This is a genomic window from Rhizobium sp. NPDC090279 (genome assembly GCF_044769665.1).
Lineage (GTDB): Bacteria > Pseudomonadota > Alphaproteobacteria > Rhizobiales > Rhizobiaceae > Rhizobium.
In genome coordinates, this window is record NZ_JBIVYI010000008.1 from 247,918 (window position 1) to 261,439 (window position 13,522).

Consider the following 13,522-nt stretch of genomic DNA (forward strand, 5'->3'; position numbering starts at 1 on the left):
CCTTTGCCTCCGAGCCTCGCCGATCCGCTCATTCCGCCGGCTGCGTGACGGATGCCGTGTTGAGCTCTCGCCGGCCGGAGAGGCTTGCCTGACCGAGTGCTACGACGAAGACGGTTGCCACGCTCGCCGCAACGGAAACCCAGAAGCCATTTTCGGCCCCGTAATTGTCGACTACCCAGCCGGAGAGGAAGGCACCAAGCGCCATGCCGATACCGATGCCGGTCATGACCCAGGTCACGCCTTCCGTCAGCATGGCTTCCGGCACGCGGCGCTCGATCAACCCGAAGGCGGTGATGAAGGTGGGGGAAATGGCGACACCGCTGAGGAAGACGGCAAAGGCGAGCAGGGCGACCGACGTGCTGGCGGCAAGAAGCGGTAGGGAGGTGACGGCAAGGACGCTGACGGCGACCAGCAGCTGACGCTGCAGCGGCATCTTGAGGTTCAGCGCTCCGATGATGAGGCCGACCACGAAGGAGCCGAGCGCATAGACGCCGATGACGATGCTTGCGGCACCAGGCTGGCCAAGCTGCTTGGTGATGGCAACGGCGCTGACTTCCGCCGTGGCGAAGGTGGCACCGACGAAGATCAGGGCGAGCGTGATGATCTGGACCGGCCGAAGCCAGATCGCCGAGCGTTGCGGGCTCTCTGAATCGACCGCGCGCACCTTGGGTTCGGTCGATCGTTGCATCAAAAAGGCTGCGGTTCCGAGTGCGAGGAAGATCGTGTTGACGACCATCCCTGCTTCCGGGAACAGCGAGACTGAAAGACCGACGGAAAGGGACGCGCCGGTGATGTAGACGAGCTCATCGGCCGCGGATTCGAATGCGAAGGCCGTGTTCAATTCAGGCCGGTTTCGGAAGATCTCCGTCCAGCGGGCGCGCACCATGGCCGGTATGCTCGGCATGGCGGCCGCGAACAAGGCCGAGGCAAACAACGTCCAGACCGGCCAGTTCTGGTTTGCCGCGCTGATGAGAATGATGAAGGCGACCACGGAGACGATCGTGGCGGGGGCGACGATGGCACGCTGGCCGAGCCGGTCGACGAAGCGCGATATCTGCGGGGAGACGAAGGCATTGGTCAACGCGAAGGTCGCCGAAACGGCGCCGGCCAGCCAATATTCGCCGCGCGTCTGCGACAGCATGGCGACGATGCCGATAGGGGCCATCGCAAGGGGAAGACGGGCGAGGAAGGCTGCGGCGGAAAAGCCTTTGGCGCCCGGTGCTCGGAAAATCTCTCTGTACGGATTGGACATCGGAACATTCCCTGGATTGGATGAAGTTGCCGCACGCATACGCGGCGTATGTGAATGAAATAATTGCATACGCCGCGTATGTCAACTAATATACGTAACGTATCCGAATTAATGAGAAAGGTTGACGGAGACGCAATGCGCAAACCTCGCAGTGAAATGATCGCCGAGACACGAGCCAAGCTGCTCGCCGCTGGCCGTAAGGCATTCGGTAGCGTCGGCTATGCCGAGGCATCGATGGATGACTTTACGGCTGCCGCCGGACTGACGCGGGGGGCACTCTATCACCATTTCGGCGACAAGAAGGGGCTGCTGCAGGCCGTCGTCAGCGAGATCGATGCCGAAATGGCTTCGAGACTGTGCGCGCTTTCGTCCAGAGCTCCCTCGCGCTGGCAGGGCTTGGTCGACGAGAATGTCGGTTACGTCGAGATGGCGCTGGAGCCGGAAATCCAGCGCATCATGTTTCGCGACGGCCCGGCCGTGCTTGGCGATCCCTCACGGTGGCCGGGTGCCAATGGCTGTATCGCCACGATCACAGAAAGCCTTCGCTGCCTTCGCGACGAGGGTGTCATCGTCGACATCGACCCGGAGGCCGGCGCTCGTCTCATCAATGCGGCAAGCATCAGCGCCGCGCAGTGGATCGCCAATTCGGACGATCCCGAAGCGACATCGAAACTGGCGGTCGGCGCTTTCCGGACCTTCCTCGACGGCTTGCGGATCGAGCGGGATTGATCGGCCTTGCGCCCGGTCAGCCGATCGATGTTGCGGTGAAGACCGCGAGCTGAGCCTCGAAAGCCCGTTTGTATGCCGGCCGGGCTTCGCCGCGGGCGACATAGGCGGAGAGGTTCCGATAGTCCTGCAACAGGCCCGAGTCCTTCAGCCTGAGCAGGACCGATATCATCATCAGATCGCCGGCGCTGAACGTGTCCCCGAGCCAGTCGGCACTGCCGAGGCGATCGGAAAGTTCGCTCAGCCGCTGGCGGATGCGTTCGTCGACCATGGACAGGCGCTGCTCGTACCAGGTCTGATCGCGCTCCTGGAATTTAACGATCGCGCGGTCGATGATCGGCGGCTCCACTGTGGAGAGAGCGGCAAACATCCATGTGATCGCCCGCGCCCGCGCATTGGTATCCTCAGGCAACAGACCGGCATGGCGCTCCGCGATGTGGAACACGATCGACCCCGATTCGAACAGGGCAAGATCGTCCTCTTCATAGGTTGGGATCTGCCCGAAGGGGTGAAGGGCGAGATGTGCGGGCTCCTTCATCGCCTTGAAGGACAGGAGGCGCACTGCGTAAGGCTCGCCGACTTCTTCCAGCGCCCAGCGAACGCGCATGTCGCGCGCGAGACCCCTGCCACGATCCGGTGACCTTTCAAAGGCAGTAATCGTAATGGTCATTGCTGCTCTCCATAGCTTGTCTGCCTAGAAGACGGTTGGCTGCACGCGGTTCCGACACCCAATCTTCGAGATAGTTTCCACGGCCGAGAGCGATCCGGGCCAGGCTGCTCATTTTGCAGCTCGACCATCTGCGGGGATCAATTCATGGATAGGCCTCGCGGCACACCCGCGCCACGATGTCGCGCAGCCATTGGTGGGCGGGATCGGCGTCGACGCGCGGATGCCATATGGCGGCAACGAGTATTTCCGGCGTTTCGAACGGCAGTTCAAAGCTGCGAATGCCGAGCGCCGCCGCCGGCTCGTTCACCTTACTGTTGCCGAGGCAGGAGACGGGGACGGCCGCGACGAAATCCGTCGAGGCCGCAATTCGCATTGCATCCGGAAATCCGGGCACCACAACCCGGATCTCCCGCTTCAGGTTCTTCCTTTCCAATGCGTCGTCGACCGCCTCGGCAAATTCTCCGCTTCTGGAAGCGGCGACGTGGCTGCAGGCTGCATAGTGTTCGGCGGTCACGTCGCCGCCTTTCAGGAGAGGATGACCTTCCCGGGCCACTCCCACCAGTCGATCACGAAGCAGGAGCCGCGTGCGCAGCTCGGGCGCGGGCACGCCGAGCACGCCGATTTCCAGATCGATCAGTCCTTCCCTGAGCATATGCGGCTCTTTGTCCGGCTTGAGCGCAAAGCGCACGCGAACACGAGGAGCGGCTTGCGTGATGGCGGCTGCGAGCGGCGCCGACACCAGCTCGAGAAAGGCTTCGCTCACGCGGATCGAAAACGTGGTTTCCAGTGTGGCGACATCGAGCTCGCCGGCAGCGGGCCGAAGAATGGCTCGCGCATCCTGGGTGACGGCGTGGACACGATCGCGAAGGGTCTCGGCAAATCGCGTCGGAACGAGGGATCTGCCCGCCCTGACGAGCAACGGATCGCCTGTTACGGCGCGCAGCCGCGACAGCGTGCGGCTCATGGCGGAAGGGCTCAAGCCAAGACGCTTTGCCGCTTCCGTCACGCTCCCCTCGGCAAGCAGGACGTCAAGGGCGATAAGAAGATTGAGGTCTATGTCTTCCATGGCAATTGGGTAGACCAGATTGGTCAGTATGCCTAGCGTCTGATGCAACTATTCTTTGCATCCTGTGCGTCTGGCGAAATCCAGGCCGAGCTTTCATATTGAATCCACAGCAAACAGACAGAGGAGGCATGCTTCATGCCGTCATCATCTTCCACCGCCGGCAGCATCCTGATCATCGGAGCATCACGCGGGCTCGGCCATGCCATGGCCGAAGAATTCTTCAAGAAGGGCTGGTCCGTCGTCGGCACGGTGCGGGCATCGGCATCGAGGACGAAACTGCATGATCTTGCAGATCGTTCCGAGGGTCGCGTCACCATCGAAACGCTCGACATCAACGAACCGGCTGAGCTTGCCTCGCTGCGCAAGCGCCTCGACGGCCACGTCCTCGATATGCTGTTCGTCAATGCCGGAACGACGAATGTCCCGACCGAAACCATCGCGGAGGTAACGACCGAAGAGTTCACCCGCGTCATGGTGACGAACGCGTTGAGCCCGATGCGGACCGTGGAGGGGTTGCAGGACCTCGTTTCGTCCACGGGGCTGATCGGTGTCATGTCGTCAGGGCAAGGGAGCGTCAGCAACAACACGACCGGCATGCGGGAGGTTTACCGCGGCAGCAAGGCGGCCTTGAATACGTTGATGCGCAGCTACGCCGCCCGGCATTCTGACGATGCGCGCGCCTTGGTGCTCATGGCGCCCGGTTGGGTCAAGACCGATCTGGGTGGCCCCGACGGACGGCTGACGATCGAGGAGAGCGTTCCGAACCTGGTGAACGTGCTCCTCGGTCAGCGAGGCAAGCGGGGCCTGGAATATCTGGATTATTTGGGCCGAACGGTTCCCTGGTGATCCTCCGGCGAGAAGGGGCAGAAGCCTCCCGAGCATTCATGGGCTGAAGACGGCAGCTTGTCGGCTTAGCTGAAGATGATTCGGCGAACCAACTGATACATAACGGAAATGAATCGGAGCCGGCCGACCGATTCAAAACACTCGTTGGACCGCAGCGGCGCGATCGACGATTCTTCCGGCATGCTTACTCAGCCCTATCAACTCTACATCGAGCGCACCAATGCTGCGAAGAACATGGCCCGCTACTATGCGCTGGAGATATCAACGACACTGTTCGGCGACACGTGTCTCACCCGGAGATGGGGCCGCATAGGCTTCGGGGGCCAAACGATGGCGCATCATTTCGATGACGAGAGGGATGCCGTCAGAATGTTTCTTGTGCTGACCCGGCAGAAACGGGCAAAAGGCTACCGCCCGTGCCCTTTGCGCGGCAAGGCGCTCACGTGAGCTTTGTCACGCTACAATCGATACTCAAAATGAGAGGGCCAGCAGCATCACGGGTGTCGCTTGGCAGCTGGATTGAGAATGGAGATGCCGAGGTTCTCAATCTTCGCACGCGAAGAACCACTCGACATTGCCTGAGGGCCTGTCCGGCCATCAAATGGAAAGCGACATACCGCCCGAGTGCACTACCCGAGATCTCGGGTAGTGACTTGTCTATAGTGATTAGAGCGGTCTAACGTTTTCCGCCTTTGACTTGCCGGTCTTCCGATCCTGACCCAGATCGTAGGAAACGGACTGCCCCTCTCGGAGCGCGTTGCCGTATTGCAGGGCGGAGACGTGAACGAAAACGTCAGGTCCTCCAGTTTCCGGCGTAATGAAGCCAAAGCCCTTATCGGTATTGAAAAACTTAACCGTGCCAGTTGGCATGATATCCCCATGTCTTTGCAGTTGATCGCGGCGGCAACCTAGCGGGCAACTGCTGTCAGATCAAGCACATCTGATAAGAGCGCTCGGCAGACTCTGTGATTAAGATGTATTTTTCCGCGCTCAGGCCACCTTTGAGGCCTTCAATGCCTTCATAGGCGAGAGCGCTGCCTGGTCATGGCTAAAGCGCAACCAGCCGGCTATCCAATTTCAGCGCATGAGCGATCGCCATCTCGTCTATTGCTCACCGGATGTCTCCACGGCCGCCTCCCGGGTCCCCATGGTTTCGATGAAGGAGACATTCGTTGCAGCGGGAATGCACGACTCAGGTCATTTGCGGTAGCTGGAATCTGATACAAACTATGATGGACTAGCCTGCAAAAGGATCTATTCTTGGGGCGTGCCCTTCCAGTTTCGGAAGTTCAATCAATCGATCTGCCAACAAGCACGAGCTCCATCCATGACCAAAGGCTCCGATCTCCTGGTCGCCGCACTCGAAAACGAGGGCGTCGACCGTATCTTCGGTATTCCAGGCGAAGAAAATCTCGACGTTGTCGAGTCCATCCGCAAATCGTCGATCCAGCTCGTGCTGACCAGACATGAACAGGCGGCTGCCTTCATGGCTGCGACCTATGGACGCCTGACGGGCAAACCGGGCGTCTGCCTGACGACGCTCGGGCCGGGCGCCTTGAACCTTTCGACGGGCGCGGCATATGCGCTGCTCGGAGCCATGCCAATGGTAATGATCACCGGGCAGAAAGGGATATTGTCGTCTCGGCAGGCCCGGTTCCAGGTGGTCGACGTCGTGGCGTCGATGAAGCCGCTTACCAAGCTTACCAGGCAGATCGTCTCGCCGCAGATGATCCCGACGATGGTCAGGGAAGCGTTCCGGATCGCGCAGGAGGAAAGACCGGGGCCGGTCCATCTCGAACTGCCGGAGGATATCGCCGCCGAGGAATGCGAACCCATCGCGCTGGTCGCTCCGCATCAGCTGGAGCTGCCGATCGCAAGCGATGCGGCCCTCGATCGCGCGGCGGCGCTCATCACGGGGGCGAAACGCCCGCTGCTCATGCTCGGGGCGGCAGCGTCGCGCCCTCGCTCGACGTCAGATATCGCGCAGTTCGTCATTCGCACCGGCATCCCGTTCTTCACGACGCAGATGGGGAAGGGAACGGTTCCAGGCGGAACGGAACTCTACATGGGCACCGCCGCGCTATCCGAACGGGACTATGTCCACGAAGCGATCGAACAGGCCGATCTCATCATCACCATCGGCCATGATACGATCGAGAAGCCGCCATTCATCATGGGCAAGGGCGGTCCGAGCGTCGTGCATGTCGGCTATCAGCCGGCGACCGTCGAGCAGGTCTATTTCCCGCAATCGGAAGTCATCGGCGACATCGGCCCGTCGCTGAAGGCGCTGGCGGATCGCCTCGATGGCAAGCTGCCGAACGCGCAAGCCCTGCTTCATCTGCGAGAGCGCATCCTCGAGCGCATCGCGGTTCGGGCGACAGAGGATCGCTTCACGCCGCAGCGCCTGGTCCATGATATCCGCGAGGTCATGCCGCATGACGGCATCCTGGCGCTCGACAACGGAATGTACAAGATCTGGTTTGCGCGGAACTATCGGACGCGCATGGCGAATACGCTGCTGCTCGACAACGCTCTCGCAACGATGGGGGCCGGGCTCCCGTCGGCCATGGTCGCCTCCATGCTCTATCCTGAGCGGCGTGTGATGGCGATCTGTGGGGATGGTGGCTTCATGATGAACTCCCAGGAGATCGAGACCGCCGTCCGGTTGAAACTGAATCTTGTCATCCTCGTCATCGAGGACAGTGCCTATGGCATGATCCGCTGGAAACAGGCGGTGGACGAATTCCCGGACTTCGGGATGACCTTCGGCAATCCGGACTTCGTGAAATATGCAGAGTCCTACGGCGCCAAGGGCACAAGGGTCGATGACATCGGCCAGTTCAAGCAGGCTCTCGAAGGTGCCTTTTCCGGAGGTGGCGTTCACCTGGTGAACGTTCCTGTCGATTATTCGGAAAATGAGCGTGTGCTGGTGAAGGAGCTGCGTGAGCGGCTTCCTGCCATCCTGGAGGACTGAGATGACGCTTGGCTTGAAGGTTTATCAGGCATTCGATCGCGAACTCATGGCAGAAATCGCGGCCGACGATGCCGGTGCTCTCGAACGCAAGCTCGGTGTCGCCGCCAAGGCTTATGCCGATCGCGATGGCTGGCTTCCGGCGCATCGCAGGATGGCGATCCTGAGAAGGGTGTCCGAGCTTCTGGCGGAGAACCGCGACCGATTTGCTGTCACGATCGCCCGGGAGGGCGGCAAGCCGCTGACGGATGCGATCATCGAGGTTACGCGCGGGATCGATGGTCTCGTCAATGCGGCGGACGAGCTTCGCAATTTTGGCGGCAAGGAAATCCCGATGGGCCTGACGGCCGCCAGCGCGAACCGGTGGGCCTTCACCACCAAGGAGCCGATCGGCGTCGTGGCGGCGATATCGGCGTTCAATCATCCCCTCAATCTCATCATCCACCAGATCGCGCCGGCCGTGGCCGTCGGCTGCCCGGTCATCGTCAAGCCGGCGGCAACCACGCCGATGTCCTGCATCGAGATCGTCAAGCTGTTCTGGGAGGCCGGGCTGGACGAACGCTGGTGCCAAACGTTCATCACCGAGGACAACGCGCTTGCCGAGAGCTTTGCCACGGATCAGCGCGTCGCGTTCCTGAGTTTCATCGGTTCGGCGAAGGTCGGCTGGTATCTGAAGAGCAAGCTGCCGCCGGGCACGCGATGCGCGCTGGAGCATGGCGGAGCAGCCCCCGTCATCGTCGACCGCAGCGCCAGCATCGATGCGATCGTCGGAACGATCGTCAAGGGCGGGTACTATCACGCGGGGCAGGTCTGCGTGTCGGTACAGCGCCTCTTCGTACACAACGAGATTCTGGCTGGATTCACCGACGCGCTTGCCGCCAAGGTTGCAAACCTCCATGTCGGCGATCCCACGCTGCGGGAGACAGAGGTCGGGCCGCTGATCCTGCCGCGCGAGACCGAACGTGTCGCAAGCTGGATCAAGGAAGCGACCGATGCCGGAGCAAGGCAATTCGGGGGAGGGCGGCTGTCCGAGACAACGCTTCTGCCTTCCGTTCTGCTTGAGCCGCCGGCGGATGCCAAGGTGTCGCGGCTCGAAGTCTTCGGGCCGCTCACTTGCGTCTACGGCTATAGTGACGTTGACGAGGCGATCCGCATCGCCAACTCGCTGCCATACGCATTCCAGGCGAGTGTTTTTTCCACCGACATCGCGGTCGCTCTCAAGGCGGCAAGGCATCTGGATGCATCGGCTGTGCTCGTGAACGACCACACCGCCTTCCGAACCGACTGGATGCCTTTTGCCGGGCGCAGGCAATCGGGATACGGTATCGGCGGCATTCCATGGACGATGGAAGAGATGGCCGACGACAAGATGGTGGTGTTCAACGGCGTCAGCTAGAGCCTCTTGCCCGAGGCCGGATCGAAGACGACGGCCTTGTCGAGGTTGAAGGCGAAGGGCAGTTGCTGGCCCGGCGCCACCGAGGCATCGGAGCGCATGCGTGCGGTAACCTCCTTGCCGCCGAGATGGGTGACGACGAAGGTGTCGGCGCCGGCCGGTTCCACCACATCGACGACGGCATTCACCGTTTCGATCGTCTTGGAATTGCGGTCCGCACTGTCATGGTCGGTGATCGCCTCGGGCCGGATGCCGAAAATCACCTCGCGGCCATTCTCCAGCGGCACGCCGGCGATATCCTCCGGCACGGGCAGGCTGACGTCCTCGCCATTCTTGCTGAGGATCGTGAAGACCGTCTTGCCATTTTCCTGCGCTACCTTGGCCTGGATGAGGTTCATCGCCGGTGAGCCCATGAAATCGGCGACAAAGAGGTTGCTCGGCTTGTTGTAGATTTCGGCCGGCGTGCCGACCTGCTGCAGCTCCCCATCCTTGAGCACCGCGATCTTGGTGGCGAGCGTCATCGCCTCGATCTGGTCATGCGTGACATAGACGATGGTCTTGCCGGTCGTGGCATGAAGGCGTTTGATCTCGAGGCGCATGTCGACGCGCAGCTTGGCGTCGAGGTTGGACAGCGGTTCGTCGAACAGGAAGAGCTTGGGATCGCGCACCAGGGCACGCCCCATGGCGACACGCTGGCGCTGGCCACCGGAGAGTTGGGACGGCTTGCGGTCGAGGAGATGGCCGATCTGCAACGTCTTGGCGACCTGCGTGACGGCCTTGTCGCGCTCGGGCTTGGCGACCCCCCGCATTTCCATGCCGAACGCGATGTTCTGCCCGACCGTCATGTTGGGATAAAGAGCATAACTCTGGAACACCATGGCGATGTCGCGCTTGGAGGGATGAAGCTCGTTGATCCTGTTGCTGTCGACACGGATCTCGCCCTCGCTGATGTTTTCGAGGCCGGCGATGGTGTTGAGCAAGGTCGACTTGCCGCAGCCCGAAGGGCCGACCAGAACGAGGAAGCCGCCCTTGTCCAGATCGAGGTTGATACCTTTGAGAATTTCGACGGCGCCGTAACGCTTCTTGAGATTGTTGATTTCCAGGAACGTCATAGGGTCAGCCTTTCACAGCGCCAGCCATCAGGCCGCGCACGAAATAGCGGCCGGCGAGAATATAAACGAGAAGGGTGGGGAGACCCGCGATCATCGCGGCGGCCATGTTGACATTGTACTCGACGGTGCCACCGGATGTATTGACGATGTTGTTGACCGCCATGGTGATGGGGCTGCTGTCGCCTGGCGCATAGGTGGAGGCGAACAGGAAGTCGTTCCAGATGTTGGTGAACTGGAAGATGACCGTAACAACGATGATCGGCACCGAGTTGGGCAGCAATATACGCCGGAAGATCTGGAAGAAGCCGGCGCCATCCACCATCGCAGCCTTGATGAGTTCGTTCGGAAACGCCTCATAATAGTTGCGGAAGAACAGGGTGGTGAAACCCAGCCCGTAGATCACATGCACAACGACGAGTTTGAGCGTGGACGAGCCGAGGCCGAGCGAGGTGCCGATGGTCGATTGCAGATAGTTCGCCGCCACGTTGAACTTGCCAAGCAGGGCGGCCATGGGCAAAAGCACGGACTGGAAGGGAATGAAGCAGGCAAAGAGCATCAGCGCGAAGACCAGCGTGTGCCCGCGGAAGCGCCACTTCGTCAGCACGTAGCCGTTGAGGGCGCCGAGGATGGTCGAGATCGCCACGGCCGGCACGACCATGTAGACGGAAGCCCAGAAATGCCCGGCCACACCCGAAAGGCAGTTGTTGAGGGCATCGCATCCGCCGCTCCAGGCCCGTATCCAGGGCGTGACCGTCGGCGCACTCGGCAAGGAGAGCATATTGCCGTCCTGGATCTCGCTCATCGTCTTGAACGAGGTTACCACCATCACCCATAGCGGCAGGAGATAGAGGATGGCGAAGATGGCGAGAAGGCCATAAATGATGAAGCGTCCGCCGCGATTGCCGCCGGCGGCTCCGGCCATATCCCGTGTTGCAGCGCTCATCGGGCCTTCTCCCTCAGTTCGGAATAGAGATAGGGGACGATGATGGCGGTGATGGCCATCAGCATGATCACCGCGCTGGCGGAGCCGACAGCCATCTGGCTGCGCTTGAAGGAGTAGTCGTTCATGAAGAGCGAGGGGAGCCAAGCAGAACCGCCGGGGCCGCCTGACGTCAGCGCCACCACAAGGTCGTAGGACTTGATCGCCATATGCGTGAGCACGATGAATGCGGACAGGAAGACGGGCCGCAGGATCGGAATGACGATGCGCCAGTAGATCCGGAAGCCGGATGCTCCGTCGATCTGAGCAGCCTTCAGCATCTCGGAGTCGATACCGCGCAGCCCCGCCAGGAACATGGCCATCACGAAGCCGGAGGTCTGCCAGACGCCGGCGATGACCACCGTGTAGATGACGAAGGTGGGGTCCTTCAGCCAGCCGAAATGAAAGCTCGTCCAACCGATGCGATGCAGCGTCTGCTCGAGGCCGAGGCTGGGATCGAGGAACCACTTCCAGGCAACGCCCGTGACGATCATCGAGAGCGCCATGGGATAAAGATAGACGGTGCGCAGAAAACCTTCGGCCCGGATCTTCTGGTCAAGCAGAATGGCAAGAAGCAGCCCCAGCCCCATGCAGATGCCGACGTAGAGTACACCGTAGATCGCCATGTTGGTGATCGACGTGTACCAGTTTGACGGTGGATTGCTTTCGAAGGTCCAATTCCAAAGTTTTTGATAGCTCGCCCACCCCGCCAGCTGTGTGCTGGGGAAGTCCTTCGAATTGGTGAAGGACAGGAAGACGGTCCATAGGATGAAGCCGTAGACGAAAACCACGATCAGCGCGAAGCTGGGCGCGAGCACGATCTTGGGCAGTGCGTCCTGCAGTTTCTCTCGAAATCCGGCACGGGGCTGCACCACCGGTGTGGTCGTGGTTAAGGCCATGGATTTATCCTGTTCTTTTTTCCGCGTGGTTTCTCCTCAAGGCCGGCTGGACCTGTCGGTAGGCGGCGCTTGAAGGAAAAGGCCTAAACCTCCGCTGGGAGCATGGCAACATCGCAAGTTGAGGTCGGGCGCGGCGACCGCGCCCGACCACTATCGTTACTTTGCGTCGTTGATTGCCTTGACGAGCTGGGTCACGGCTTCGTCGGAGGTCTTGATCTGGCCGTTGAAGAACTTGTCGACCACATCGAGATAGGCGTTGGTCACGGCCGGCGGTGCGCCATAGCCCTGGGCGAGCGAACCGAAGAGCGTGCCGCCATCATTGGCCTTCTTCAGGTCGGCGATGCCCTTCTTGCCGCAAATGTCAAAGTCGGTATCCGGAACGTCCGTCCGCGAAGGCACCGAACCCTTGATCACGTTGAAGGCGGACTGCACTTCCTTCGACATGGTGGTCTTGGCAAGAGCCACCTGCGCATCCTTGCGGTCGGCGCCGACATCGAACATGGCGAACATGTCGGAGTTGTAGGCAACGCTGCCGTCCGTACCCGGGAAGCGATAGCACAGGAAGTCCTCACCCGGCTTCTTCTGGGCATTGTGGAACTCGCCCTTGGCCCAATCGCCCATGACCTGAACGAGAGCGTCGCCCTTGATGACCATGGCGGTCGTCAGGTTCCAGTCGCGGCCCGAGAAGTTGGGGTCGACATAGGCCTTGAGCTTGGCGAGGTTGTCGAAGGACTTCTTCATCGTATCGGACTTCAAGGATGCCTCGTCGAGGTCATTGAAGGCTTTCTTGTAGAATTCCGGACCGCCGGTCGACAGCACGACGTCGTCGAACAGGATGGCTTCCTGCCAATCCTGGCCGCCCAAAGCGAGCGGGGTCACGCCGGCGGCCTTGGCCTTGTCGAGCAGAGCGAGGAAGTCGTCGAAGGTCTTCGGCTCGGTGCCGCCGATCTTGTCCATGACCGCCTTGTTGATCCACACCCAGTTGACGGAATGGACGTTGACGGGCACGGCAACCCATTTGCCGTCATAGGTCGAGAACTTCTGGAAGGCGGCCGGAACGGCCTTGTCCCAGCCTTCCGACTTGGCAAGATCGGTAAGGTCGCCGAGCTTTCCGGCTTCTGCATAGACGAGAACGTTGTAGCCGAGCATCTGCGAGGACGTCGGGTAGTTGCCCGCGGCCACCATCGCCTTGAGCGTGGTCATGGCGGCGTTCCCGCCGCCGCCGGCGACCGGCACGTCCTTCCAGGTATAGCCCTGCTTGGCGAGCGCATCCTTGATGACCTTCAGCGCGGCCGCTTCGCCGCCAGAGGTCCACCAGTGCAACATCTGGATTTCTTTGGTTTGTGCCTGCGCCGTGCCGGCGAAGCCAAGGCTAGTTGCGGCCAGTGCTGTACCCAGTACTAGCCCCATGAGCGATTTATGCAGCATTTAGTCCTCCCATAAACACACGCTGATCGAATTCTCTAACTAAAAACGCCGACAGGGGTCGGTGACCTGCAAACAGGACCAAAAGCCGGTTTGCTTGACAAGCTAAAGTTTTACGCTCGTCGCCTCAGGTAAGGTGTTTGTAACGTTCGCTAACATCGCTTGTCAATTAAGGACCTTGAA

General features: G+C 60.8%; 13 protein-coding genes. 5 read left to right on the top strand and 8 right to left on the bottom strand.

What is annotated here, in order from left to right; translation table 11 throughout:
• Positions 1–28 precede the first annotated feature (28 nt).
• On the bottom strand, positions 29–1,252 hold the full coding sequence (locus tag ACIQWP_RS21115) for an MFS transporter (RefSeq protein ID WP_402791611.1): 1,224 nt from the start codon (positions 1,250–1,252) through the stop codon (positions 29–31).
• A gap of 135 nt (positions 1,253–1,387) precedes the next feature.
• On the opposite strand from ACIQWP_RS21115, the gene ACIQWP_RS21120 reads away from it, so the two are divergent.
• On the top strand, positions 1,388–1,981 hold the full coding sequence (locus ACIQWP_RS21120) for a TetR/AcrR family transcriptional regulator (RefSeq protein WP_402791613.1): 594 nt from the start codon (positions 1,388–1,390) through the stop codon (positions 1,979–1,981).
• 16 nt (positions 1,982–1,997) lie between these two features.
• Here ACIQWP_RS21120 and ACIQWP_RS21125 read toward each other — a convergent pair whose 3' ends face one another.
• Together ACIQWP_RS21125 and ACIQWP_RS21130 are read right to left on the bottom strand one after the other, a co-directional pair.
• The gene (locus ACIQWP_RS21125) at positions 1,998–2,648 is read right to left on the bottom strand and encodes a glutathione S-transferase family protein (protein ID WP_402791616.1); all 651 of its coding nucleotides are present in this window, start codon (positions 2,646–2,648) and stop codon (positions 1,998–2,000) included.
• Positions 2,649–2,790: 142 nt separating this feature from the next.
• Positions 2,791–3,762 carry a LysR family transcriptional regulator gene (locus ACIQWP_RS21130; RefSeq protein WP_402791619.1) on the bottom strand — a complete coding sequence of 324 codons (972 nt, stop codon included), beginning with the start codon at positions 3,760–3,762 and terminating at the stop codon, positions 2,791–2,793.
• A gap of 87 nt (positions 3,763–3,849) precedes the next feature.
• On the opposite strand from ACIQWP_RS21130, the gene ACIQWP_RS21135 reads away from it, so the two are divergent.
• Together ACIQWP_RS21135 and ACIQWP_RS21140 are read left to right on the top strand one after the other, a co-directional pair.
• Positions 3,850–4,560: an SDR family NAD(P)-dependent oxidoreductase gene (locus ACIQWP_RS21135; protein ID WP_402791622.1), complete on the top strand. Its 711-nt coding sequence runs from the start codon at positions 3,850–3,852 to the stop codon at positions 4,558–4,560.
• 180 nt (positions 4,561–4,740) lie between these two features.
• Positions 4,741–5,007: a WGR domain-containing protein gene (locus tag ACIQWP_RS21140; protein ID WP_402792084.1), complete on the top strand. Its 267-nt coding sequence runs from the start codon at positions 4,741–4,743 to the stop codon at positions 5,005–5,007.
• A gap of 219 nt (positions 5,008–5,226) precedes the next feature.
• Here the strand turns inward: ACIQWP_RS21140 and ACIQWP_RS21145 are convergent, their stop codons facing one another.
• Positions 5,227–5,430 (bottom strand): cold-shock protein, encoded by a 204-nt coding sequence (locus ACIQWP_RS21145; protein WP_402791625.1) that lies wholly within the window; start codon positions 5,428–5,430, stop codon positions 5,227–5,229.
• 457 nt (positions 5,431–5,887) lie between these two features.
• Between ACIQWP_RS21145 and ACIQWP_RS21150 the strand changes: the two genes are divergently transcribed.
• Positions 5,888–7,534, top strand: a complete 1,647-nt coding sequence (locus ACIQWP_RS21150) for an acetolactate synthase large subunit (protein WP_402791628.1) — start codon at positions 5,888–5,890, stop codon at positions 7,532–7,534.
• A 1-nt stretch (position 7,535) separates the two neighbouring features.
• Positions 7,536–8,927: an aldehyde dehydrogenase family protein gene (locus ACIQWP_RS21155; RefSeq protein WP_402791631.1), complete on the top strand. Its 1,392-nt coding sequence runs from the start codon at positions 7,536–7,538 to the stop codon at positions 8,925–8,927.
• Here the strand turns inward: ACIQWP_RS21155 and ACIQWP_RS21160 are convergent.
• The 4 genes from ACIQWP_RS21160 to ACIQWP_RS21175 form a co-directional block, all read right to left on the bottom strand.
• Positions 8,924–10,036: an ABC transporter ATP-binding protein gene (locus ACIQWP_RS21160; RefSeq protein WP_402791634.1), complete on the bottom strand. Its 1,113-nt coding sequence runs from the start codon at positions 10,034–10,036 to the stop codon at positions 8,924–8,926. The genes ACIQWP_RS21155 and ACIQWP_RS21160 overlap by 4 nt on opposite strands.
• A gap of 4 nt (positions 10,037–10,040) precedes the next feature.
• A complete protein-coding gene (locus tag ACIQWP_RS21165; RefSeq protein ID WP_402791637.1) occupies positions 10,041–10,979 on the bottom strand; it encodes a carbohydrate ABC transporter permease in 939 nt (312 codons plus the stop codon).
• Complete coding sequence (locus ACIQWP_RS21170) at positions 10,976–11,914, bottom strand: carbohydrate ABC transporter permease (protein ID WP_402791640.1); 939 nt, start codon at positions 11,912–11,914, stop codon at positions 10,976–10,978. The genes ACIQWP_RS21165 and ACIQWP_RS21170 overlap by 4 nt, the downstream gene beginning before the upstream one ends.
• Positions 11,915–12,070: 156 nt before the next feature.
• Positions 12,071–13,342, bottom strand: a complete 1,272-nt coding sequence (locus ACIQWP_RS21175; RefSeq protein ID WP_402791643.1) for an ABC transporter substrate-binding protein — start codon at positions 13,340–13,342, stop codon at positions 12,071–12,073.
• Between the last annotated feature and the right edge of the window lie 180 nt (positions 13,343–13,522).